Annotated in this window: 16 protein-coding genes; 13 read left to right on the top strand and 3 right to left on the bottom strand. The window is 66.7% G+C overall.

All coding sequences use genetic code 11. The annotated features are described in order from the left end of the window. Positions 1-210 precede the first annotated feature (210 nt). From KW843_RS09135 to KW843_RS09155, 5 genes are all read left to right on the top strand, one after another. A complete protein-coding gene (locus KW843_RS09135) occupies positions 211-3,090 on the top strand; it encodes a 2-oxoglutarate dehydrogenase E1 component (RefSeq protein ID WP_218294819.1) in 2,880 nt (959 codons plus the stop codon). A 55-nt stretch (positions 3,091-3,145) separates the two neighbouring features. Further along, the gene (odhB, locus tag KW843_RS09140; protein ID WP_218294820.1) at positions 3,146-4,408 is read left to right on the top strand and encodes a 2-oxoglutarate dehydrogenase complex dihydrolipoyllysine-residue succinyltransferase; all 1,263 of its coding nucleotides are present in this window, start codon (positions 3,146-3,148) and stop codon (positions 4,406-4,408) included. 90 nt (positions 4,409-4,498) lie between these two features. Further along, the gene (lpdA, locus tag KW843_RS09145) at positions 4,499-5,926 is read left to right on the top strand and encodes a dihydrolipoyl dehydrogenase (RefSeq protein ID WP_218294821.1); all 1,428 of its coding nucleotides are present in this window, start codon (positions 4,499-4,501) and stop codon (positions 5,924-5,926) included. A gap of 81 nt (positions 5,927-6,007) precedes the next feature. Continuing rightward, positions 6,008-7,105, top strand: a complete 1,098-nt coding sequence (gene zapE, locus KW843_RS09150) for a cell division protein ZapE (protein WP_218294822.1) — start codon at positions 6,008-6,010, stop codon at positions 7,103-7,105. Continuing rightward, positions 7,102-7,800: a hypothetical protein gene (locus KW843_RS09155; RefSeq protein WP_218294823.1), complete on the top strand. Its 699-nt coding sequence runs from the start codon at positions 7,102-7,104 to the stop codon at positions 7,798-7,800. Before zapE ends, KW843_RS09155 begins: the two co-directional genes overlap by 4 nt. Before the next feature lie 96 nt (positions 7,801-7,896). Here the strand turns inward: KW843_RS09155 and KW843_RS09160 are convergent, their stop codons facing one another. Next, positions 7,897-8,703 carry a PP2C family serine/threonine-protein phosphatase gene (locus tag KW843_RS09160; protein ID WP_218294824.1) on the bottom strand — a complete coding sequence of 269 codons (807 nt, stop codon included), beginning with the start codon at positions 8,701-8,703 and terminating at the stop codon, positions 7,897-7,899. A gap of 107 nt (positions 8,704-8,810) precedes the next feature. Here KW843_RS09160 and KW843_RS09165 point away from each other — a divergent pair, with 107 nt between their 5' ends. Together KW843_RS09165 and KW843_RS09170 are read left to right on the top strand one after the other, a co-directional pair. Then, positions 8,811-9,014, top strand: a complete 204-nt coding sequence (locus KW843_RS09165; RefSeq protein WP_218294825.1) for a YdcH family protein — start codon at positions 8,811-8,813, stop codon at positions 9,012-9,014. Beyond that, positions 9,014-11,062 (top strand): ATP-dependent DNA helicase, encoded by a 2,049-nt coding sequence (locus KW843_RS09170; RefSeq protein WP_218294826.1) that lies wholly within the window; start codon positions 9,014-9,016, stop codon positions 11,060-11,062. Before KW843_RS09165 ends, KW843_RS09170 begins: the two co-directional genes overlap by 1 nt. On the opposite strand, the gene KW843_RS09175 is transcribed toward KW843_RS09170, so the two are convergent. Continuing rightward, on the bottom strand, positions 11,025-11,822 hold the full coding sequence (locus KW843_RS09175) for an outer membrane protein assembly factor BamD (RefSeq protein WP_218294827.1): 798 nt from the start codon (positions 11,820-11,822) through the stop codon (positions 11,025-11,027). The genes KW843_RS09170 and KW843_RS09175 overlap by 38 nt on opposite strands. 181 nt (positions 11,823-12,003) lie before the next feature. Here KW843_RS09175 and dnaE point away from each other — a divergent pair, with 181 nt between their 5' ends. The 3 genes from dnaE (at position 12,004) to clpA (ending at position 18,419) form a co-directional block, all read left to right on the top strand. Beyond that, a complete protein-coding gene (dnaE, locus tag KW843_RS09180; RefSeq protein WP_218294828.1) occupies positions 12,004-15,537 on the top strand; it encodes a DNA polymerase III subunit alpha in 3,534 nt (1,177 codons plus the stop codon). Between the two features lie 107 nt (positions 15,538-15,644). Then, entirely contained in the window at positions 15,645-16,013 is a 369-nt protein-coding gene (clpS, locus tag KW843_RS09185) for an ATP-dependent Clp protease adapter ClpS (RefSeq protein ID WP_029414237.1), read from the top strand. Positions 16,014-16,070: 57 nt separating this feature from the next. Further along, complete coding sequence (gene clpA / locus KW843_RS09190) at positions 16,071-18,419, top strand: ATP-dependent Clp protease ATP-binding subunit ClpA (protein ID WP_218294829.1); 2,349 nt, start codon at positions 16,071-16,073, stop codon at positions 18,417-18,419. Between the two features lie 151 nt (positions 18,420-18,570). Here the strand turns inward: clpA and KW843_RS09195 are convergent, their stop codons facing one another. After that, a complete protein-coding gene (locus KW843_RS09195; RefSeq protein WP_218294830.1) occupies positions 18,571-19,950 on the bottom strand; it encodes a lytic murein transglycosylase in 1,380 nt (459 codons plus the stop codon). 213 nt (positions 19,951-20,163) lie between these two features. On the opposite strand from KW843_RS09195, the gene sbcB reads away from it, so the two are divergent. The 3 genes from sbcB to KW843_RS09210 all read left to right on the top strand — a co-directional run bounded on the left by sbcB (position 20,164) and on the right by KW843_RS09210 (position 24,347). Beyond that, the gene (gene sbcB / locus KW843_RS09200; RefSeq protein WP_218294831.1) at positions 20,164-21,609 is read left to right on the top strand and encodes an exodeoxyribonuclease I; all 1,446 of its coding nucleotides are present in this window, start codon (positions 20,164-20,166) and stop codon (positions 21,607-21,609) included. 141 nt (positions 21,610-21,750) lie between these two features. Then, positions 21,751-22,998, top strand: coding sequence for a cystathionine gamma-synthase family protein (locus KW843_RS09205; protein ID WP_218294832.1), 1,248 nt, complete (start codon positions 21,751-21,753; stop codon positions 22,996-22,998). A gap of 29 nt (positions 22,999-23,027) precedes the next feature. Then, a complete protein-coding gene (locus KW843_RS09210) occupies positions 23,028-24,347 on the top strand; it encodes a protein kinase (RefSeq protein WP_218294833.1) in 1,320 nt (439 codons plus the stop codon). The last annotated feature ends 4 nt before the right edge of the window (positions 24,348-24,351 follow it).

The raw sequence follows: 24,351 nt of genomic DNA on the forward strand, positions 1-24,351 counted from the left end.
CCGGAATGTACGCGAGCGCGGGGTGCCGCTGCTGGCCGGCCCGCTCGTGAAAACCTTTCCCGTTGGGCGGCACGCTGTTCGGTGGCACAATGGCGCTCGTACCAAGGCCCTTCCCCAGCCACAGTCGCATCCGCCAATCGGTTCAGCCGTGTCGCGGAAGGTTTCTCAACCAGCTAATGCTTTCCCAAGGAAAGCGGAGGTCAGCGGAATATGAGCGATACGACGTCCGTCTATCAAGCCTACCAAGGCAACACCTACCTCTTCGGCGGCAATGCGCCCTATGTCGAAGAGATGTATGAGAACTACCTCGCCAATCCAGGCAGCGTGCCAGACAACTGGCGCGAATACTTTGACGCACTGCAAAACGTGCCCGCGGTGGACGGCAGCAATGCCAAGGACGTTCCCCATCTCCCCGTGGTCAATGCCTTTGCCGAGCGCGCAAAGCAGGGTGGAACCAAGGTCGTCGTCGCCACCGGCGCGGATTCGGAACTGGGCCGCAAGCGCACCGCCGTCCAGCAGCTGATCGCCGCTTACCGCAACGTGGGCCAGCGCTGGGCCGATCTGGACCCCCTGAAGCGCACCGAGCGCCCCGCCATCCCCGAGCTCGAACCCTCCTTCTATGGTTTCAGCGATTCCGACCAGGAAGTCGTGTTCAACACCAGCAACACGTTCTTCGGCAAGGAGTCGATGCCGCTGCGTGAGCTGATCAACGCCCTGCGTGAAACCTACTGCAGCTCCATCGGTGCCGAGTACATGTACGCCACCGACCAGAACCAGAAGCGCTGGTGGCAGGAAAAGCTCGAAACCATCCGCAGCAAGCCCAGCTTTGGCGCGGACAAGAAAAAGCACATCCTCGACCGCCTGACCGCGGCCGAAGGCCTGGAGCGCTTTCTCCACACCAAATACGTCGGCCAGAAGCGTTTCTCCCTCGAAGGGGGCGAAAGCTTCATTGCCGCCATGGACGAACTGATCCAGTCCGCCGGCGCCAAGGGCGTGCAGGAAATCGTGATCGGCATGGCCCACCGCGGGCGCCTGAACGTGCTGGTCAACTCCCTGGGCAAGATGCCTGCGGACCTGTTTGCCGAGTTCGACCACACCGCTCCCGAAGACCTGCCATCGGGCGACGTGAAATACCACCAGGGCTTCAGCTCCGACGTGACCACCCCCGGCGGCCCGGTCCACCTGTCGCTGGCGTTCAATCCGTCGCACCTGGAAATCGTGAACCCCGTGGTCGAAGGCTCCGTGCGTGCCCGCATGGACCGCCGCGCCGACCCCCATGGCAAGCAGGTGCTGCCCGTGCTGGTGCACGGCGACGCGGCCTTTGCCGGCCAGGGCGTGAACCAGGAAACGCTGGCGCTGGCGCAGACCCGTGGTTATTCCACGGGCGGCACGGTGCACATCATCATCAACAACCAGATCGGGTTCACCACCTCCGACCCGCGCGACGCACGCTCCACGCTGTACTGCACCGACATCGTGAAGATGGTCGAGTCGCCCGTGCTGCACGTGAACGGCGACGATCCCGAAGCCGTGGTGCTGGCCACCCAGCTCGCCCTCGAATTCCGCATGGAGTTCCAGAAGGATGTGGTCGTGGACATCATCTGCTTCCGCAAGCTGGGCCACAACGAGCAGGACACGCCTGCGCTGACCCAGCCGCTCATGTACAAGAAGATCGGCCAGCACCCCGGCACGCGCAAGCTGTACGCCGACAAGCTGGCCACGCAGGGCCTGGGCGAAACGCTGGGCGACGACATGGTCAAGGCCTACCGTGCCGCCATGGATGCGGGCAAGCACACGGTCGACCCGGTGCTGACCAATTTCAAGAGCAAGTACGCCGTGGACTGGAGCCCGTTCCTGGGCAAGAAGTGGACGGACGCTGGCGACACCGCCATTCCCCTGGCCGAGTGGAAGCGCCTGGCCGAGAAGATCACCACCATCCCTGAAAGCGTGACGCCGCACCAGCTGGTCAAGAAGGTGTACGACGACCGCGCCGCCATGGGCCGTGGCGAGATCCCCGTGGACTGGGGCATGGGCGAGCACATGGCGTTCGCCTCGCTCGTGGCCAGCGGCTATCCCGTGCGCCTGTCCGGCGAGGACTGCGGCCGCGGCACCTTCACGCACCGCCACTCGGTCATCCATGACCAGAAGCGCGAGAAGTGGGACATCGGCACCTATACGCCCCTGCAGAACGTGGCCGAGAACCAGGCTCCGTTCGTCGTGATCGACTCCATCCTGTCCGAAGAGGCGGTGCTGGGCTTCGAGTACGGCTACGCGTCCAACGACCCCAACACGCTCGTGATCTGGGAAGCCCAGTTCGGCGACTTCGCCAACGGTGCGCAGGTCGTGATCGACCAGTTCATCGCCTCCGGCGAAGTGAAGTGGGGCCGCGTGAACGGCATCACGCTGATGCTGCCGCACGGCTACGAAGGCCAGGGCCCCGAGCACAGCTCGGCACGCCTGGAGCGTTTCATGCAGCTGTCGGCCGACGCCAACATGCAGGTGGTGCAGCCGACCACGGCCAGCCAGATCTTCCACGTGCTGCGCCGCCAGATGGTGCGTGATCTTCGCAAGCCGCTGATCATCATGACGCCCAAGTCGCTGCTGCGCAACAAGGATGCCACCTCGCCGCTGTCCGAATTCACCAAGGGCAGCTTCCAGACGGTGATCCCGGAGCAGGACGAAGCCATCGTGAAGAAGGCCGCCAAGGTCAAGCGCGTGATCGCCTGCTCGGGCAAGGTGTACTACGACCTCGTGAAGAAGCGCACCGAGCGCGAAGACGATGACGTGGCCATCATCCGCGTGGAACAGCTCTATCCCTTCCCGCACAAGGCGTTTGCCGCCGAACTCAAGCGCTACCCCCATGCCACCGACGTGGTGTGGTGCCAGGACGAGCCGCAGAACCAGGGCGCCTGGTTCTTCATCCAGCACAACATCCACGAGAACATGCTCGAAGGCCAGAAGCTGGGCTACTCCGGCCGCGCGGCATCGGCGTCGCCTGCCGTGGGTTACTCGCATCTGCACCAGGAACAGCAAAAGGCGCTGGTGGACGGCGCGTTTGCCAAGCTCAAGGGGTTTGTCCTGACCAAGTAAGGCCAGCTACCCGAACGAACACAGAACAAACAGAACCCTACTGAAAGAATTCAAAATGGCTATCGTAGAAGTCAAAGTCCCCCAGCTGTCCGAATCCGTGGCGGAAGCCACCATGCTGACCTGGAAGAAGAAGGCCGGTGAGGCCGTGGCCGTGGACGAAATCCTGATCGAGATCGAAACCGACAAGGTCGTGCTCGAAGTGCCCGCGCCGTCGGCTGGCGTGTTGTCCGAAATCATTCAGGGCGACGGCGCCACCGTGGTGGCCGAACAGCTCATCGCCAAGATCGACACCGAAGGCAAGGCTGGCGCAGCCGCCCCCGCACCGGCTGCCGCTGCGCCGGCTCCCGCGGCCGCAGCGCCCGCCGCCGCACCAGCGGCTGGCGGTTCGAAGGGCGATGTGGCCATGCCCGCAGCCGCCAAGCTGCTGGCCGACAACAACCTGTCGGTGTCGGCCGTGGCCGGCACGGGCAAGGATGGCCGCGTGACCAAGGGCGACGTGCTGTCCGCCGTGGCCGGCGGCGCCAAGGCTGCTGTGGCTCCGAGCGTGATTCCCACGGGCGTGCCGACCAAGACGCTGCCCCAGGTGTCCGCGCCTGCCGCCAAGGAAGACCTGAGCGGCCGTCCCGAGCAGCGCGTGCCCATGAGCCGCCTGCGCGCCCGCGTGGCCGAGCGCCTGCTGCAGTCGCAGTCGACCAACGCCATCCTGACCACGTTCAACGAAGTGAACATGGCCCCCGTGATGGATCTGCGCAAGAAGTTCCAGGACAGCTTCACGAAGGAACACGGCACCAAGCTGGGCTTCATGTCCTTCTTCGTGAAGGCCGCCGTGCACGCCCTCAAGAAGTACCCCGTGCTGAACGCCTCGGTGGACGGCAACGACATCGTCTACCACGGCTACTTCGACATCGGTATCGCCGTGGGTTCGCCCCGTGGCCTGGTGGTGCCCATCCTGCGCAATGCAGACCAGATGAGCTTCGCCGACATCGAGAAGAAGATCGCCGAGTTCGGCAAGAAGGCGTCGGAAGGCAAGCTGGGCATCGAGGAAATGACCGGTGGCACGTTCTCCATCTCCAATGGCGGTACGTTCGGCTCCATGCTGTCCACCCCCATCATCAACCCGCCCCAGTCGGCCATTTTGGGCGTGCACGCCACCAAGGACCGCGCCGTGGTCGAAAACGGCCAGATCGTCATCCGCCCGATGAACTACCTGGCCATGTCGTATGACCACCGCATCATCGACGGCCGCGAAGCCGTGCTGGGCCTGGTGGCCATGAAGGACGCGCTGGAAGACCCATCGCGCCTGCTGTTCGACATCTGATCCCCTGACTGTATCGACCCACCCGCGTGGCCCGGCCTCTGGTCCTGCCCGCCGGTGGGTCTTTCTCCAACAGACTGAACGAGATTTCCCATGAGCAAACAATTTGATGTGATCGTCATCGGTGGTGGCCCCGGCGGCTACATCGCCGCCATCCGCGCTGCCCAGCTGGGCTTCAACGTGGCCTGTATCGACGAGTGGAAGAACGAGAAGGGTGGCCCCGCGCCCGGTGGCACCTGCACCAACGTGGGCTGCATTCCGTCCAAGGCGCTGCTGCAATCGTCCGAGCACTTCGAGCACGCCAACAAGCACTTCGCCGAACACGGCATCACGGCCACCGGCGTGAAGATGGACGTGGCCAAGATGATTGCCCGCAAGGACACCGTCGTGAAGCAGAACAACGACGGCATCCTGTACCTGTTCAAGAAGAACAAGGTCAGCTTCTTCCACGGCCGCGGCTCGTTCGTGAAGGCCGCCGAAGGGGGCTACGAGATCAAGGTGGCCGGCGCCGCCGAAGAGGCGATCACGGGCAAGCAGATCATCATCGCCACGGGCTCCAACGCGCGCGCGCTGCCCGGCACGCCGTTCGACGAAGAGTTCGTGCTGTCCAACGACGGCGCGCTGCGCGTGGGCGCGGTGCCCAAGAAGCTCGGCCTCATCGGCTCGGGCGTGATCGGCCTGGAAATGGGCTCGGTGTGGCGCCGCCTGGGTGCCGAAGTCACCATCCTCGAAGGCCTGCCGACCTTCCTGGGCGCGGTGGACGAGCAGATCGCCAAGGAAGCCAAGAAGGCCTTCGACAAGCAGGGCCTGAAGATCGAGCTGGGCGTGAAGGTCGGCGAGATCAAGACCGGCAAGAAGGGCGTCTCCATCGCCTACACCAACGCCAAGGGCGAAGCCCAGGCGCTGGAGGTGGACAAGCTCATCGTCTCCATCGGCCGCGTGCCCAACACCATCGGCCTGAACACCGAAGCCGTGGGCCTGGCCCTGGACGAGCGCGGCGCCATCGTCGTCGATGCAGACTGCAAGACCAACCTGCCCGGCGTGTGGGCGGTGGGCGACGTGGTGCGCGGCCCGATGCTGGCGCACAAGGCGGAAGAAGAGGGCGTTGCCGTGGCCGAGCGCATTGCCGGCCAGCACGGCCACGTGAACTTCAACACCGTGCCGTGGGTCATCTACACCAGCCCCGAGATCGCATGGGTGGGCCGCACCGAGCAGCAGCTCAAGGCCGACGGCGTGAAGTACAAGGCCGGTACCTTCCCGTTCCTGGCCAACGGCCGCGCGCGCGCGCTGGGCGACACCACCGGCATGGTCAAGATGCTGGCCGATGCCGACACCGATGAGATCCTGGGCGTGCACATCGTGGGCCCGCAGGCCAGCGAGCTGATCTCCGAAGCCGTGGTGGCCATGGAGTTCAAGGCCAGCAGCGAAGACATCGCGCGCATCTGCCACGCGCATCCGTCCCTGAGCGAAGCCACGAAGGAAGCGGCCCTGGCCGTGGACAAGCGCACGCTGAACTTCTGATATTTGAATAAAAACCGGCTCCAGCGCTTGACCATCAAGCGCTGGCAGCTATTAAATTCATAGTATCAGGACAACCACCACGTGACCGTCAAACAGGCTTACCTGGCCGAGCTGGCCGCCAAAGGCTTTCAAAGCGACCCTGCCCAGCTGCGTGCCGTGGATGCCCTCCAGCGCTGCGCCGATGAATGGGCGGCCTACAAGGCCCGCCGCTCCAACGCGCTCAAGAAGCTGATCAACCGGCCGGACATTCCGCGCGGCGTGTACATGTATGGCGGGGTGGGGCGCGGCAAGAGCTTCCTCATGGAGTGCTTCTTCGACGCCGTGCCCCTGAAGCGCAAGGTGCGCCTGCATTTCCATGAATTCATGCGCGAGGTCCACCGCGAGCTGGCGGCGCTGCAGGGCACGGTGAACCCGCTGGACGTGCTGGGCGAGCGCATTGCGCGGCGCTACAAGCTCATCTGCTTCGATGAGTTCCACGTTGCCGACATCACCGACGCGATGATCCTGCACCGCCTGCTGGCGGCACTATTCGACAACGGCGTGGGTTTTGTCACCACCTCCAATTTCAAGCCCGACGACCTGTACCCCGGCGGCCTGCACCGCGACCGCATCCTGCCCGCGATCGCCCTGCTCAACGAGCGGCTGGAAGTCGTCAATGTCGACAACGGCACCGACTACCGCCGGCGCACCCTGGAGCATGTGAAGCTGTACCACACGCCACTGGGGCCCGAGGCGGACGCCGAGATGGGCCAGGCCTTCGACCAGCTGGCCGAAGTGCACGACGAAGACCCGGTGCTGCACATCGAGGCCCGCGAGATCCGCGCCCGCCGCAAGGCCGGCGGGGTGGTGTGGTTCGACTTCAAGACGCTGTGCGGCGGTCCCCGTTCGCAGAACGACTACCTGGAGATCGCGACGCAGTTCCATACCGTGCTGCTGTCCGACGTGCCCCACATGCCCGTGAGCATGGCGTCGCCCGCGCGGCGTTTCACCTGGCTCGTGGACGTTCTCTACGACCGGCGGGTCAAGCTCATCCTGTCCGCGGCGGTGCCGCCCGAACAGCTGTACACCGAAGGCCCCCTGGCGCACGAGTTCCCGCGCACGATTTCGCGGCTCAACGAGATGCAGTCCAAGGAATTCCTGGCGCTGGAGCGCCGCACTGTCGATACGGGGCTGACATGATCATGCTGAAGCGCCTGGCCCTTGTTGCCCTCGCAGGCTTTGCCTGTGTTTTCGCGGCCCCTGCACCGGCGCAATCCGGTGCGCCAGCGGGTGTGCCGCAGGGCAGCCCACAGGCCGCGGCCGCCCAGCGCAAGGCGGAGCACGACCGTATTCGCCACGAGCGCGATGCCGTCAAGGCCCGGCGCCAGCAGGACGAAGCGGCCTGCTACCAGCGCTTCTCGGTGGAGGACTGCCTTCGCGGTGTCCGTGCGGGAGCGCGTGACGCGGAGTCCCGCCTGCGTGCCCAGGAGATCGAACTCAACGACGCGGAGCGCAAGGAAAAGGCGGCGGAGCGCCTGAAGTCGATCGAGGAAAAGCAGCGGGCGGTGGTGCCGGAGGGGCCGTCGGCGGGTGCCAGCGCGCCGGATGCCTTGCTGCGCAAGCCGCACGATCCGCAGGGCATGAAGTCCCAGCGCGACCAGGAGGCAGGGCAACGGGCGCAGCAGCAGCGCGACCGGGTGCAGAAGCAGGCAGAGGAACGGGCTGCCCACAATGCCACGAATGCCGAGCGTGCCGCGCAGGCGCGCGAACGCCACGCGGCCGCGCTCAAGGCCGCGCAGGAACGCCGCGCACGGATAGAAAAGTCGCAGGCAGAGGCTGCTGCCCAGGGGCGCAAACCCGCCGCGCCGCTACCCGCTGCTTCGGCGGCGCGCTGAGAACGGTTCTGGCGTAGGGCATGCGCAGGCGCCGCGCAGGGATCTGGCGGGGTGGCCTGGGCCCACCAACCAGCGTCAGCCGGGCCCCGGGGCGTATCAGGGCCGGCCTGCGTCGGCGGGGACCAGGCGCGCCACCTTCTTTTCTTCCACCAGCGCTTCCATCTTCACGATGACCAGGGAAAGGTTGTCACCGCCGCCGCGCGCCCGGGAACGGGCTTTCTCGATCAGGAACTCCGTGGCTTCCCGTGGCGACAGCGAGTCCACCACGGAACCCAGTTCGGTGGGCGAAAAGTAGTGCCACACGCCGTCGCTGCAGGCCATGAGCACGTCGCCCGGCTGCAGCTGAGGAATCACATGGGTGGTGATGGGCGGGTCGCTTTCGGTCCCCAGGCAGCCCACCAGGATGTTGGAATGCGGGTGGTTGTTGGCCTCCGCCTCGGTGAGCTCGCCCCGGTCCACCAGTGCCTGGACATAGGAATGGTCGCTGGTGCGAAACACCATGCGCGCGCCCTGAAAGTGGTAGATGCGCGAATCGCCCGCGTGCACCCAGTGGCAGTCGCCGCGCGGGTTGATGAGGAAGGCCGCGATGGTGCTGTGCGGCTCCTGCTCGGCCGCGATGGCCGTGAGGCGGATGACGATGTGGGCTTCCTCGACCATGCTCTTGAGCATGGCCACCGGGTCGTCGGTGTCCGGAGAATAGCGTTCGAACAGCTGGCGCGCCGTCATCATGACCTGGTCGGATGCCTTGCGCCCGCCGCTGCGGCCGCCCATCCCGTCGGCAATCACGCCCAGCACGCAGCCGTTGTGCCGCTCGTGCGAGATCAAGGTCACCTGGTCTTGCTGGTACTCCCGGTCACCCTTGTGGATACCGGTGGACGCGATGAGGCGAAACGCTTTGGTCATGCTGGTGATTGTGGGGGCGCGTACGCAAACGGCCGTCGCGGAATGCGGGCCAAGCGCGTATTATCCGCCCGCCTGTGGCATTTTTGCCATCCTGCGGCCCCCACGCCTTGAACCTCAGCCTCCATTCTCCGCACCGGCAGCTCATTGCACTGCGCATCGAACATGCCGATCTCGATGCCCTGATCGACCTGTGTGCTCCAGACGGGGCACCTGACGAATTCACACTGCGCCGCCTCAAGAAGCGCCGCCTTGCGCTGCGCGATGCCATGCACCGCCTGGAGCGGGCCCTTCAACCCCAAGAGCCCGCCTGATGGCGCTGGCGGAAATGGTTCAGGAGGTGTTCGCCGCCGATGGCGTGCTGGCGCGGGCGGACGTGCATTTCCAGCCCCGCGCGGGACAGACGGACATGGCGGTGGCCGTGGCGCGCACCATCGAGGCCGGTGGCGCCCTGGTCGTGGAGGCGGGCACGGGGGTGGGCAAGACCTTCTCCTACCTCGTGCCGGCGCTGCTCAGCGGCGAGCGCGTGCTGCTGTCCACCGCCACCAAGGCCCTGCAGGACCAGCTGTTCGCGCGCGATCTTCCGCGCCTGGCCCAGACGCTGGGCCTGCCGGTGCGCATGGCGCTTCTCAAGGGCCGGGCGAGCTATCTGTGCCTGTACCGCATGGGGCTGGCGCGCCAGGACGTGTCTGCCCGTGAGCCCGGCGTGGCGCGCGTGCTGGCCAAGGTGGAGAGCTGGTCGCACGGCACCCGCTCGGGCGATCTGGCGGAGCTGACAGGGCTGGACGAACGGTCGCCCGTGATACCGCTGGTCACATCCACCCGGGAGAACTGCCTGGGCTCCCCGTGCCCGCGTTTCCGCGAATGCCACGTGCATCTGGCACGGCGGGAGGCGTTGGCGGCGGACATCGTGGTCATCAACCACCACCTCTTCTTTGCCGACCTGGCGGTCCGCGAATCCGGCATGGCCGAGCTCTTGCCGTCGGTGCGCGTGGTGGTGTTCGACGAGGCGCACCAGATCAACGAGACCGGCGTGCAGTTTCTGGGGCTTGCGCTGTCCACGGGCCAGCTGATGGACTTCGGCAGGGACCTCCTGGCCGTGGGGCTGCAGCATGCGCGCGGCCTGGCGGACTGGACGGGGCTGGCCAGCCTGGTGGATCTTTCGGCCCGGGACTTGCGCCTGACGGTGGGAGAGCGGCGGGGCGGGGCGAAGCTGCGCTGGACGGATGAGGCGCCGCAGGGCGTGGCGGGTGATGCGTGGCATGCGGCCATCCGCGGCGTGGCGGTCGCCTGCGCACAGGCCCAGGAGGCGCTCGACACGGTCAGCGAAATGGCGCCCGACTTTGTGCGGCTGTACGAGCGCGGGACCGAACTGCTGGCGCGGCTGGCGCATTTCGCCGGCCCTGGCAACCCTGACGCCGTGCGCTGGATCGATGTGGGCGCGCAATTGCGCCTGATGGAGTCGCCCCTGGACATCGCCGAGGCCATGCGCACCCGCCTGCTGGCCTCGCCGGCCGAACCGGCGGGCGAAGATGGCTGGCCCGAGGAGTCCGCGGCGGGCCCCGGCAGGGCATGGATCTTCACGTCGGCCACGCTGGGCGATGACGAGCGGCTGAGCTGGTTCACGGAGCGGGCCGGCTTGCAGGATGCCGAGATCCTGCGGGTCGCGAGCCCCTTCGACTATGCGTCGCAGGCGGCACTGTACGTCCCGCGCCACCTGCCGTCGCCGGCCGACCCCGCGCACAGCGGCATGCTGGCGCAATGGGTGGCCCAGGCGGCGGAGCAGCTCGGTGGCCGCACGCTGGTATTGACCACCACGCTCAAGGCCCTGCGCACGATCGGCGATGCGCTCGGAGACCGGTTTGCGGCATCGGGCAGCCTGGAGGTCCTGGTGCAGGGCGAGTGGCCCAAGCGGCGGCTGATGGAGCGTTTTCGGGAAGGTAGCGAGCACGGACAGCGGGGCTGTGTGCTGGTGGCGTCGGCCACGTTCTGGGAAGGATTTGATGTGCCCGGCGACGCATTGCAGCTTGTTGTCATCGACAAGCTGCCTTTTCCGCCTCCGGGCGACCCCCTGGTGGAAGCGCGCACGCAGCGCATCGAAGAATCGGGCGGGAAGGCGTTCAAATCCTACGCGCTGCCGGAGGCGGCCGTCGCGCTCAAGCAGGGGGCGGGGCGCCTGATACGCCGCGAATCCGACCACGGCATTCTCGTGGTGGGCGACACCCGCCTGGTCACCATGGGCTATGGCAAGCGCCTGCTGGCGGCGCTGCCGCCGATGCGGCGCCTGGAATCACAGCAAGAATTCGAGGCCGCGGTTCAGGCGCTTACCAGAACTTCCACCACGGATCGGCCTTGGCCCTGAGGCCGCCGCGCACGTACTCGCTCTGGGGGTACGAGGTGTCCATCACCCGGCGCGCATCGTCGCGCAGCTGCGTCATGCCCAGCGCGTCATAGGACTGGATGAGGATGTACAGCGCTTCTTCCAGCGCGGGCACGCCCTGGTAGTCGGCCAGCGCCACCTGCGCGCGGCTGATGGCCGCCACATAGGCACCGCGCTGGAAGTAGTAGCGCGCCACATGCACTTCGTATTGCGCGAGCGAATTGACGATGTAGGTCATGCGCTGGCGCGAGTCCTGCGCGTAGCGCGATTCCGGAAAGCGGGTGACCAGCTCGCTGAAGGCCTCGAACGAATCCTTGGCGGCTTTCTGGTCGCGCTCGGAGAGGTCCTGGCGCGAGATGAACGAGAACAGGCCCAGGTTGTCATTGAAGTTCACCAGGCCCTTGAGGTACAGCGCGTAGTCGAACGCCGGACTGGCGGGGTGCAGCTTCATGAAACGGTCCAGCGTCGCGATGGCCTGGGCCTTCTCGCCGGCCTTGTAGTGCGCGTATGCCTTGTCGATCTGGGCCTGCTGCGCCAGCGGAGTGCCTGCCGCGCGGCCCTCCAGCTTTTCCAGCAGGGGAACGGCCTTGTCATAGGCGCCGCTGTTCATCTCGTCCTGCGCTTCCGAATGGATGCGGTTGGGGCTCCAGTTGGCCGTTTTGTCTTCGGTCGTGCTGGAGCAACCCGCCAGCAGACCGGCAAGCAGCAGGGCGGAAACGAGGGGCAGTGGGGCACGCAGCATCGCAAGCAGCTTTCAGCAAAAGAGGAGACAGGGGGTGCAGGATATCTGCGCCGGTCCAGCGGGCCGGGCGCCGTTGGCATCCGGGGCACGGAAAGGCATTGTACCGGCGGCCGTCCCTGTCAAGAGGCGCCGTGCGGCTGGCTTTCGTGGCGAGGCGCGTGGGGCTTTCTACAATGCTCCCATGTTTGTTCACCTGCGCCTGCACACCGAGTTTTCCGTCGTCGACGGTACCAATCGAATCGATGAGGTGGCCAAGGCCGCCGCCAAGGACGGCCAGCCCGCGCTGGCCATCACCGATCTCAACAACCTTTTTGGCGCGATCAAGTTCTACAAGGAGGCGCGGGGCAAGGGCGTCAAGCCCGTCCTGGGGGCCGAGATCTTTCTGGAGGGCGAGGCGGGCGCAGCGCCCTCGCGCCTCATCGTGCTGGTGCAGAACCGCCAGGGCTACCTCAATCTGTCCGAACTGCTGGCGCGCGCCTGGACGCGCAATGTCGTCAAGAACTTGGCGCTGTGCACCTGGGACTGGCTGCAGGAGCTTTCGGAGGGGCTGATCGCCCTGGCCGGGGCACAGGCAGGGCCCGTGGGGCAGGCCCTCCTGAAGGGGGATGAGTCGGGCGCCGCCCAGGTGGCCTTGCGCCTGGCGGGGCTGTTTCCACACCGGTTTTACATCGAGTTGCAGCGGGCGGGCCGCGTGGACGATGAAAGCCACGTGGTGGCCGCGGCGCAGCTGGCGGCGCGCCTGAGCTTGCCCGTGGTGGCGACGCATCCGGTGCAGTTCGCCACGGCGGACGACTACGAGGCGCACGAAGCGCGCATCTGCATCGCTGAGGGCGAGATCCTGGCCAATCCGCGCCGCGTGCGCAAGTTCACGCGCGACCAGTACTTCAAATCTTCCGCGGAGATGGAGGCGCTGTTTGCGGACGTGCCCTCGGCCATCGCGAACACGGTGGAAATCGCGCAGCGCTGCAACCTCACCCTGGTGCTGGGCAAGCCGCAGCTGCCGGACTTTCCCACACCCAACGGCATGCCGATCGACGAGTATTTCGGGCTTGCATCGTTCGATGGCCTGGAGGCGCGGCTGAAACTGCTGTTTCCCAAGGAGGCCGAGCGCGACCAGCAGCGCCCGCGTTACGTGGAGCGGCTGGAGTTCGAGATCGGCACCATCCTCAAGATGGGCTTTCCGGGTTACTTCCTCATCGTGGGGGACTTCATCCAGTGGGCCAAGGCCAACGGCTGTCCCGTGGGGCCGGGCCGGGGCTCGGGCGCCGGCTCGCTGGTGGCCTATGCGCTCAAGATCACCGACCTGGACCCGCTGCAGTACAACCTGCTGTTTGAGCGCTTCCTGAACCCCGAACGGGTGTCCATGCCCGACTTCGACATCGACTTCTGCCAGTCCAACCGGGACCGGGTGATCGACTACGTGAAGGACAAGTACGGCAAGAACGCGGTGAGCCAGATCGCCACCTTCGGAACCATGGCCGCCAAAGCGGCCATCCGCGACGTGGGCCGGGTGATGGACATGAGCTACATGTTCTGCGACGGCATCTCCAAGCTGGTGCCGGGCAAGCCCGGCATGTCGTACACGCTGGCCTACCCGCCCGAGGTGAAGAAGGAAGGCGACAAGAACAACTACGCGCTGGAACTGGAGCCGCAGCTGTACGAGCGCGTGCAGAAGGAAGAGGACGTCAAGACCATCATCGAGATGGCCCAGAAGCTCGAGGGCATGACGCGCAACATCGGCATGCATGCGGGCGGGGTGCTGATCGCGCCGGGCAAGCTCACCGACTTTTGCCCGCTGTACCAGCAGCCGGGCAGCGAATCGGCCGTGAGCCAGTACGACAAGGACGACGTGGAGGCCATCGGCCTGGTGAAGTTCGACTTCTTGGGCCTGGCCACGCTGACCATCCTGGAGATCGCGCGCGAATTCATCATGAAGCGCCACAAGGGGCAGGAGAACTTCACGTATGAAGCCGTCCCGCTGGACGACGGGCCCACCTACCGCCTGTTCTCGGAAGGCAAGACCGAGGCGGTGTTCCAGTTTGAAAGCCGGGGCATGCAGGGCATGCTCAAGGAGGCGCGCCCCAGCCGGCTGGAGGACCTGATCGCGCTCAACGCGCTGTACCGCCCGGGCCCCATGGACCTGATCCCCAGCTTCGTGAACCGCAAGCACGGCAAGGAGGTCGTGGAATACCCGCACCCGCTGGTGGAAAAGGTGCTCGCCGAGACCTACGGGATCATGGTGTACCAGGAGCAGGTGATGCAGACCGCCCAGGTGCTGGGGGGCTACAGCCTGGGCGGCGCCGACATGCTGCGCCGCGCCATGGGCAAGAAGAAGGCCGAGGAGATGGCCGAGCACCGCGAGATCTTCCGCAAGGGGGCCGCCGAGAAGGGCATTGGCCAGGAGAAGGCCGACGAAGTGTTCGACCTGATGGAGAAGTTCGCCGGTTACGGCTTCAACAAGTCGCACGCTGCCGCGTACTCGCTGCTGGCGTACCACACCGGCTGGCTCAAGGTGCACTTCACGGCCGAGTTCTTCTGCGCCAACATGACCGTGGAAATGGACGACACCGACAAGCTCAAGGTGCTGTTCGAGGACGCGCAGAAGATGGGGCTCTCGTTCGAGCCGCCGGATGTCAACCGGGGCTTCTACCGCTTCGAGCCGGTGACCGACAAGATCATCCGCTACGGCCTGGGGGCCGTCAAAGGCACGGGGCAGCAGGCCATCGAAGCCATCGTGGCCGCGCGCGAGGGGCGGGGCGAGGGGCCGCAAGGCTCGACCACCGGCCCGTTCAAGAGCCTGTTCGACTTCTGCGTGCGGGTGGACCGGGCGCGCCTGAACAAGCGCACGGTGGAGGCGCTGATCAAGGCGGGTGCGTTTGACTCGCTCCATCTCAATCGCGCCGCCCTGGTGGCTTCCATCGACCGCGCGTTCGATTTTTCGGCGGCCACGCTGGCCAATGTGAACCAGGGGGGGCTTTTCGACATGATGGGCGACGACGCCCATGGCTCGAGCACGCAGGAGCCGGATCTGGTGGATGCCATGCCCTGGGGCATCAAGGAGCGGTTGACGCAGGAGAAAACGGCGGTCGGCTTCTACCTCTCCGGCCATCTGTTCGACGAAGTCGCCACCGAGGTGCGGCGCTTCGTGCGCACCTCCATCGACGAGCTGCTGGACAGCCGAGAACCCCAGGTCCTCGCCGGGATCATTGGCGACTTCCGGGTGATCAATGGCCAGCGCGGCAGGCTGGGCCTCTTCCGCCTGGACGACAAATCCGGTGTCATCGAAGCCTCCGCGGACGAAGCACTGCTCAACACCTACCGCAACCAGCTCAAGGAAGACGAGTTCGTGGTGATGATGGGCCGCCTGCAGCTGGACCATTTCAGTGGCGGGCTGCGCGTGAAGGTGCAGCAGGTCTGGGATCTGGCCGGGGCGCGCTGCCGCTTCGGCAAGTATCTGCATGTGCTGGTGGGCGACAAGGGGCCGGATGTGCCCCGGCTGGTGCGGGAATTTCCCGCCCGCCGCGAGGAGATCGCGGAGGGTGAACTGGTCCATGGCCTGCGGGTGCGCATGGGCGTGCGCTGCGTGGCGGGCGACGCGGCGGCGGTCGCAGAGCTGCAACTGGGAGAAAGCGCCCGTTTCTATCCCACCGACGCGGCGCTCGCGGCCTGGACGGCCCAGGCTGGCAGCGGATCCGCCACCGTGGTGTACGAATAGGGCGGGCCCGCGACACCAAAGAGTGAATATCCGGCGCGCCATAGCTTGAAAAAAACAGGATCAACGTCAGATTTCTCTCACGGCATCACCCCGCGCGGATCGCTAGAATGATTTTCATGGCAACAAAACCACCTTCACCCCCCACCGCGCCGCCCGTGACCCGGCCAGCGCGGGATGATGGCGGTTCGGTCGTGCTCGAAAGACGCACACAAAAGACCCAGCCGCCCCAGATGTACCAGGTGGTCATGCTCAATGACGACTACACCCCCATGGAATTCGTCATCGTGGTGCTGCAGGAGTTTTTCAGCAAGGACCGCGAGCAAGCCACCCAGATCATGTTGAAGATCCACCTCGATGGCAAAGGCGTCTGCGGCGTTTACTCCCGCGATGTGGCTGCCACCAAGGTGGAACAAGTGCTTGACGCCGCCCTCAAGGCGGGCCACCCACTGCAATGTGTCAGTGAGCCTGTTGAATAACAGGTTTTTGATCCCGATCTACAGTTATCCCTTCCACGCAAGCACAAAGGAGTTCACATGATTGCCCAGGAACTGGAAGTCAGCTTGCACATGGCCTTTGTTGAGGCCCGTCAGCAGCGCCACGAGTTCATCACCGTGGAGCATCTGTTGCTTGCATTGCTCGATAACCCCAGCGCAGCGGAGGTGCTGCGCGCTTGTTCTGCCAACATCGATGATCTGCGTTCATCGCTGGCGAACTTCATCAAAGACAACACGCCCCAGGTGGCTGGCACCGACGAGGTGGACACGCAACCCACGCTGGGCTTCCAGCGTGTGATCCAGCGCGCCATCATGCACGTGCAGTCCACGGGCAATGGCAAGAAGGAAGTCACGGGCGCCAACGTGCTCGTGGCCATCTTCGGCGAGAAGGATTCCCATGCCGTGTATTACCTGCACCAGCAGGGCGTGACGCGGCTGGACGTGGTCAATTTCATCGCCCACGGCATCAAGAAGGGCGAGCCGCCAGAGCCCGCCAAGGCGGAAAACCAGGCCGAAGGCGAAGAGGGCGGTGGCTCCGAGCGCAACGAGAAGGCCTCGCCGCTGGAGCAGTTCACCCAGAACCTGAACCAGGCCGCCAAGGAAGGCAAGATCGATCCGCTGATCGGGCGCCACTACGAGGTGGAGCGCACGATTCAGATCCTGTGCCGCCGCCGCAAGAACAACCCGCTGCTGGTGGGCGAAGCCGGCGTGGGCAAGACCGCGATCGCCGAGGGCCTGGCCTGGCGCATCACGCAGAACGACGTGCCGGAGATCCTGGCGGAGGCCACCGTGTACTCGCTCGACATGGGCGCGTTGCTGGCGGGCACCAAGTACCGGGGTGACTTCGAGCAGCGCCTCAAGGGCGTTCTCAAGTCGCTCAAGGACAAGCCCAATGCAATCTTGTTCATTGACGAGATCCACACGCTGATCGGTGCGGGCGCCGCGTCGGGTGGCACGCTGGATGCCTCGAACCTGCTCAAGCCGGCGCTTTCGAGCGGCCAGCTCAAGTGCATCGGCGCGACGACCTTCACGGAGTACCGCGGCATCTTTGAAAAAGACGCCGCGCTGTCGCGCCGCTTCCAGAAGGTGGACGTGGTGGAGCCCAGCGTGGCCGAAACCATCGACATCCTGAAGGGCCTGAAGTCGCGCTTCGAAGAGCACCACAGCGTGAAGTACGCCGCGGCCGCGCTGCAGGCCGCCGCCGAGCTGAGCGCCAAGTACATCAACGACCGCCACCTGCCCGACAAGGCCATCGACGTGATCGACGAGGCGGGCGCCGCGCAGCGCATCATGGTGCCGAGCAAGCGCAAGAAGACCATCGGCAAGGCCGAGATCGAGGAGATCGTCGCCAAGATCGCGCGCATTCCGCCGGCCAACGTCTCCAACGACGACCGCGGCAAGCTGCAGACGCTGGAGCGTGACTTGAAGAGCGTGGTGTTCGGCCAGGACAAGGCCCTGGAAGTGCTGGCCAGCGCGGTCAAGATGGCGCGTTCGGGCCTTGGCAAGGGTGACAAGCCCATCGGCTCGTTCCTGTTCAGCGGCCCCACGGGCGTGGGCAAGACCGAGGCGGCTAAGCAGCTGGCCTACATCATGGGCATCGAGCTGATCCGCTTCGACATGTCGGAGTACATGGAGCGCCACGCCGTGAGCCGCCTGATCGGCGCGCCTCCAGGTTATGTCGGTTTCGACCAAGGTGGTCTGCTGACGGAAGCCATCACGAAGAAGCCGCACGCGGTGCTGCTGCTCGACGAGATCGAGAAGGCGCACCCGGACATCTTCAACGTGCTGCTGCAGGTCATGGACCATGGCACGCTGACGGACAACAACGGCCGCAAGGCCGACTTCCGCAACGTGCTCATCATCATGACCACGAACGCCGGTGCCGAGACCATGAACAAAGCGACGATCGGCTTCACCAACCCGCGCCAGGCGGGCGACGAGATGGGCGACATCAAGCGCCTGTTCACGCCCGAGTTCCGCAACCGGCTGGATGCCATCGTCAACTTCAAGGCGCTCGACGAGCAGATCATCCTGCGCGTGGTGGACAAGTTCCTGCTGCAACTGGAAACGCAGCTGGCGGAGAAGAAGGTGGAAGTCACTTTCACCGATGCCCTGCGCAAGCACCTGGCCAAGAAGGGTTTCGATCCGCTCATGGGCGCGCGGCCGATGCAGCGCCTGATCCAGGACACCATCCGCCGTGCACTGGCCGACGAGCTGCTCTTCGGCCGCCTGACGGAAGGGGGCCGCCTGACGGTCGACATCGAGCTCAAGACCGACGACAAGGGCGTGGAAACGTCGGAGGTGCTGCTGGACATCCAGCCCTTGCCCAAGAAGGAGCGCTCGGCCAAGTCCGAACCTGCCGAGCCGGAAGAGGCCACGGCGGACTGACACGCGGCGGCGCGGCCGCCCTGGCCGCGTGCGTGCCGGCCAGGTAAAAGCCCACGGTGTATGCCGTGGGCTTTTTTTTGGCCGGATTCGCGGAAGCTTGCGCTTTTCGCGCTGTCCGTGGGGGCGTGCAGCCGGGCGGGGCCCTGCGGGGTCAGGGCGCCTGCAGGCGCTGCAGCATTTCCAGGGTGGGATAGCCGTCCGCCACGCTGCCGGTGCTGCGCTGGAAGGCGCGCAGCCCTGCGCGGGTGGCGGGGCCCATCACGCCGTCCGGGGTGCCGGCCGCGAAGCCCTTGCGGTTCAGTGCCTCCTGCAGGGCCTGCAGCTGGGTGCGCGACAGGGGCTCCAGGTCGCGTGGCCAGGGCGCGGCGATGGGGCCGCCCCCGCCGATCTGCCGGGACAACAGTGCGACCGCCAGGGCGTAGTTGACGGAGTTGTTGTAGCGAAGAATCGCCCGGAAGTTCGCCCCCACCAGAAAGGCGGGCCCGCGCGCTCCGGCAGGGGTCGCGATGGAGGCCGCGCCCAGGGGGGGCAGCGGCTGGCCCCCTGGCGTGCGCACGCCCTCGGCCTCCCATTGCGCGCTGGTCTGGCGCACCGCCGGGTCCGCGCGCGCGTGGTCGAAGGCCGCCGGCAACTGGACCTCGGCGCCCCAGGGCTCGCCGGATTGCCAGCCCGAGCGGGACAGGAAGTGGGCGGTGGATGCCACCACGTCCGGGATGCTGCCCCAGATGTCGCGGTGTCCGTCGCCGTCGGCATCCACGGCGTAGGCCAGGAAGACGGAAGGAAGGAACTGCGTGTGTCCCATGGCGCCGGCCCAGGAACCCAGCATGCGCTCCGCCGGGATGTCGCCCTGGTCCACGATGCGCAGCGCCGCGAGCAGCTCCGCCTGGGCCCAGGTGCGCCGGCGCCCTTCGTAGGCCAGCGTGGACAGCGCGTCCACGGTGCGAAACGTGCCGAAATTGCTGCCGTAGTTGCTCTCCATGCCCCAGATCGCCGTGATGAGGGTGGCCGGCACGCCGTAGCGGGCGGCGGCCGCCTCGAGCGCGGCGCTGTGTTCGGCCAGCTTGGCCTGGCCCTGGGCGATGCGCTGCGGGGAGACCGCGTTGTCGAGGTAGGACCACGGCGTGCGGGTGAATTCGGGCTGCGCGCGGTCCAGTTCCACCACGCGGGGCTGCCATTGCGCCTGGCCCAGCACGCTGCGCACCGTGCCGGGCTGGATGCCGGCCTCCAGGGCCTGCGCGGAAAAGGCGGCGCGCCAGGCAGCGAAGCCCGCTGCGTGGTCCACCATGTCGGCGGCGGGGCCGCCGGGGGAGGATGCGGGGGTGTCCGGGCCGGTTGCAGCGGGGGGCGCCACGCGGGCGGCTGCCGCCTGCGGCGCCGTCCCTGCGCTAGGGCGGTGGGAGGGGGACGGGGCGGCGGCGCAACCCGCCAGCGCCAGGGCGGCCGCCCAGGCCGCCAGCGGGAGCCGGAGTGGGGACGCGAGGGAGATAGGGTGCCGCAAGAACGGGAAAGGTGCTCGGTGGGTGCTGTGCATGCGCCATTGTCCCGTGCCGCAGCGCGGGAGCCGGGCCACAGGTGTATCACGGCGTGAAGCGGCCGCGGAGGCGGTGGCCTTCGATTACTACTATTTTGATAGCTGCCAGCGCTTGAACGGTATGCGCTGCGGGCTAAAAATGCCTGCAAATCAGGTTACAGTTCGCTGTTTCCCCTGCCTTGTTCCCGTCCCGCCCCTGTTTGCCCACCGACCATGGCCCCCCACACCTTCCTCTGGCACGACTACGAAACCTTTGGTGCCAACACGCGCCGCGACCGGCCCGCGCAGTTCGCGGCCATCCGCACCGATGCCGAGCTCAATGAAATCGGCGAGCCGCTGATGTTCTATTGCCAGCCGGCCAGCGACTACCTGCCGGATCCGCAGTCCTGCCTCATCACCGGCATCACGCCGCAGCTGTGCCTGGAAAAAGGCGTGCCCGAGCACCAGTTCGCCGCCCGCATCGAGGCTGAATTCGCGCAGCCCGGCACCATCGGTGTGGGCTACAACACCATCCGCTTCGACGACGAGATCACGCGCTTCATGTTCTGGCGCAACCTCATCGATCCGTACGCGCGCGAATGGCAGAACCAGTGCGGGCGGTGGGACCTGCTGGATGTGGTGCGCATGACGTACGCGCTGCGGCCCGACGGCATCCAGTGGCCCCGGAAGGAGGACGGCTCGCCGAGCTTCAAGCTCGAGCATCTCTCGAAGGCCAACGGTCTGGTGCACGAGGCGGCGCACGATGCGCTGTCGGACGTGCGCGCCACCATTGCGCTGGCGCGGCTCATCCGCGAGCGCAACGCCAAGCTCTTCGACTTCGCGCTCTCGCTGCACAAGAAGGACCGCGTGGCCACCGAGCTTCGCCTGCCCGCCACCGCCATCACGGCCCGGCCGTTCCTGCACGTCTCGGGCATGTTCCCGGCCGAGCGCGGGTGCCTGGCCGTGATGTGGCCGCTGGCCAGCCATCCCACCAACAAGAACGAACTCATCGCCTGGGATCTCTCCCAGGATCCGGCGGCCCTCGCCACCATGGGGGCCGACGAGATCCGCCTGCGCATGTTCAGCAAGGCCGACGCGCTACCCGACGGCGTGACGCGCCTGCCGGTCAAGACCATCCACCTCAACAAGTCGCCCATGGTGGTGGGCAACGTGAACACGCTCACGCCCGCGCTGGCCCAGCGCTGGGGCATCGACCTGGCCCAGGCCGCCCAGCATGCCGAGGTGGCCCGCGGCCTGCCCGACATGAGCGGCATCTGGCCCGCCGTGTTCGCCCGCCCGCCCGAGGCCACGCCCGATGTGGACCAGGACCTGTACGGCGGCTTCGTCGGCAACAACGACCGCCGGCTGCTCAACGACCTGCGCACTATGAGCGGCGAGAAGCTGGCCCGCTCCCGCGCCGCGTTCGACGACCCGCGCCTGGCCGAGCTGCTGTGGCGCTACCGGGCGCGCAACTTCCCCGCTACGCTGTCGCCTGAAGAAGCGCAGCAGTGGGAGGCGCACCGCGCAGCCTGCTTGTTCGACGGGCAGGGCGGGGCACGCACGGTGGAGCAGCTGTTCACCGAAATCGACACGCTGTCGGAGACCGCCGAAGACGACCGCACGCAGGACATCCTGGGGGCCCTGTACGATTACGCGGAGCACATCGCGCCGGAGCGGTGACTCCCCCTGAGGCGCTGCGCGCCTTCCCCCTGAGGGGGACGCACCCGGTGGCCTGGCGGAGCCAGTTCCACGGGTGCGCTGGTATGGGGGCGCGCCGGTTTTTGGGCGCCAGTGCCTTTCACATAGACATCGCTTCTTGTTATGACGACACCGCAGACCAACCATTTCACGACCGAGATCCTGCACGCCGACCGCCAGGGCGGCGCGGAGCATGGGGCCATCCACAAGGCGATCCACACCTCCGTGCAGTACGGCTACGACAAGGTCGAGGACCTGATCGCCGTGTTCCAGGGCACGAGCAAGGGCGGCTTCAACTACGCGCGCCAGGGCACGCCCACCACCGCCGCACTGGAAGCCAAGCTCACGCAGATGGAAAAAGGGCAGGGCACCATCGTGTTCGCCACCGGCATGGCGGGCATCTGCGCGATCTTTCTCACGCTGCTCAAGGCGGGCGACCACCTGGTGGCCAGCCAGTTCGTGTTTGGCAACACCAACAGCGTGTTCGGCACGCTGGCCGACCTGGGCATCGAGGTGACCCTGGTGGACGTGACGGACGCCGCCCACGTGGCCGCCGCGGTGCGGCCCAACACCCGCATGGTGTTTGTCGAGACCATCGCCAACCCCGGCACGCAGGTCCCCGACCTGGACGGCGTGGGCACGGTCTGCCGCGAGCGCGGCCTGCTGTACGTGGTGGACAACACCGTGGCGTCGCCCTACCTGTTTCGCGCGTCCACGGTGGGCGCGGGGCTGGTGCTCAACTCGCTCACCAAGAGCATCGGCGGGCAGGGTGCGGCGCTGGGCGGCGCGGTGACCGACACCGGCCTGTTCGACTGGAGCACGTACCCCAACATCTTCGCCCCCTACCGCAAGGGCGACGCCAAGGGCTGGGGCCTTCAGCAACTGCGCAAGAAGGGCCTGCGCGACATGGGGGCCACGCTGTCTTCCCACGCCGCGCACCAGATCGCGCTGGGCGCTGAAACCCTGTCGCTGCGCATGGACCGCACCAGCGCCACGGCCCTGGCCCTGGCGCAATGGCTGGAGCAGCACCCGGCGGTCTCGCGCGTGCTGTACCCCGGCCTGCCGTCGCACCCCCAGTACGCGTTTGCCCAGAAGCACCTCAAGGCCGGTTCGTGGCTGCTGTCGTTCGAGCTGCGCGACCCCGGGCAGTGCCTGCCCGTGTGCAACCGGCTGCAGCTGCCGATCAAGGCCACGGGCCTGGCGGACACGCGCACGCTCATCATCCCGGTGGCCCACACCATCTTCTGGGAGGCCGGCCCGGCCGTGCGCGCCGCCATGGACATCGCCGACAGCATGATCCGGCTGTCGGTCGGGCTGGAAGAGGTGGAAGACCTGCTCGCGGACTTCGAGCAGGCCCTGGCCGGCTGCTGAGGCGGCACCCCGCAACCTGTCAGCGCGCCATGGCCACCACCACCTCGGCCCCGCCCGCCAGCATTGGCAAGTACCGCATCGAGCGCGAGCTGGGCCGGGGCGCCAGCGGCATCGTGTTCCTGGGGCTGGACGGTTTTCGGGGCCGCAAGGTGGCCATCAAGCAGACCCACGCGCACCTGCTCAGGCAGCCCGAGCAGGCCGAGCGCTACCGCAAACTGCTGCGCAACGAGGCCGCCTTGTCCGGCCGCCTGCGCCACCCCAACATCGTGCGCCTGCTCGATGCGGACGAAGAGGCGCTGCCGCCGTACCTGGTGCTCGAATACGTCGAGGGACAGCCCCTGTCGGCGTTTGCGACGCCCGACGCGCTGCTGCCCGTGCCCCAGGTGCTGGACATCGCGTTCAAGTGCTGCAACGCGCTCGAATACGCCTACCGCGAGGGCCTGGTGCACCGCGACATCAAGCCCGCCAACCTGATGCTGGCCCAGGGCGGCGACGTCAAGCTCACCGATTTCGGCGCGGCGCTGTCGCTGCGCAGCGATGCCACGCAGCTGTCGGGCCTGGTGGGCTCGCCGTCGTACATGTCGCCCGAACAGGTGCGCGAGCAGGACCTCACCCACCACAGCGACATGTTCTCGCTGGCCGTGGTGGTGTACGAACTGCTCACCGGCCGCCGCCCCTTCGACGGCGACACGGATTTCGCGACCCTCTACAAGATCGGCAACGAAGCCCCCACGCCGCCCAGCCTGCTGCGCGCCTCGCTGCCCGGCCATGTGGACGACGTGCTGCTGCGCGCCCTGGCCAAGCAGCCCGCAGACCGCTTTGCCACCTGGCAGGATTTCGCCCAGGCCCTGCTCGCCGCCCACCAGGGCCTGCCGCGCCAGCGCTCGCAGGACACCGAGGCCGAACGCTTCGCGCGCCTGCGCGCACTGCCGTTCTTCGCCGACTTCCACGACGTGGCGCTGTGGGAGCTGATGCGCCTGGGCAGCTGGCGCCGGCTGGAGCGGGGCACCGTGCTCATGCGCGAGAACACGCCTGGCGACTCCTTCTGCATCCTCATCGAGGGGCAGGTGGCCGTGAGCCGCCAGGGCTGGACCCTCAGCACTCTGGGCCCGGGCGTCACCCTGGGCGAGATGACCTACCTGCGCCCGGAGAACAGGAAGCGCACCGCCACCGCCGTGGCAGAGACCGAGGTGCTGGTGCTCAAGGTGCGCAACCCGGCGCTGCGCGGAGCGTCGGAAGACCTGCAGTCGCACTTCGACAAGGCGTTCATCAAGCTGCTGGTGGGGCGGCTGATTGCCACCAGCGAGCAGCTGGCGGAGTGGGAACAGGGCCTGAGCGGGCCGGAGTGAGGCC

Origin of the sequence: Acidovorax sp. sif1233, from assembly GCF_019218755.1 — a bacterium.
In the GTDB taxonomy this organism is placed as follows: Bacteria; Pseudomonadota; Gammaproteobacteria; order Burkholderiales; family Burkholderiaceae_C; genus Acidovorax.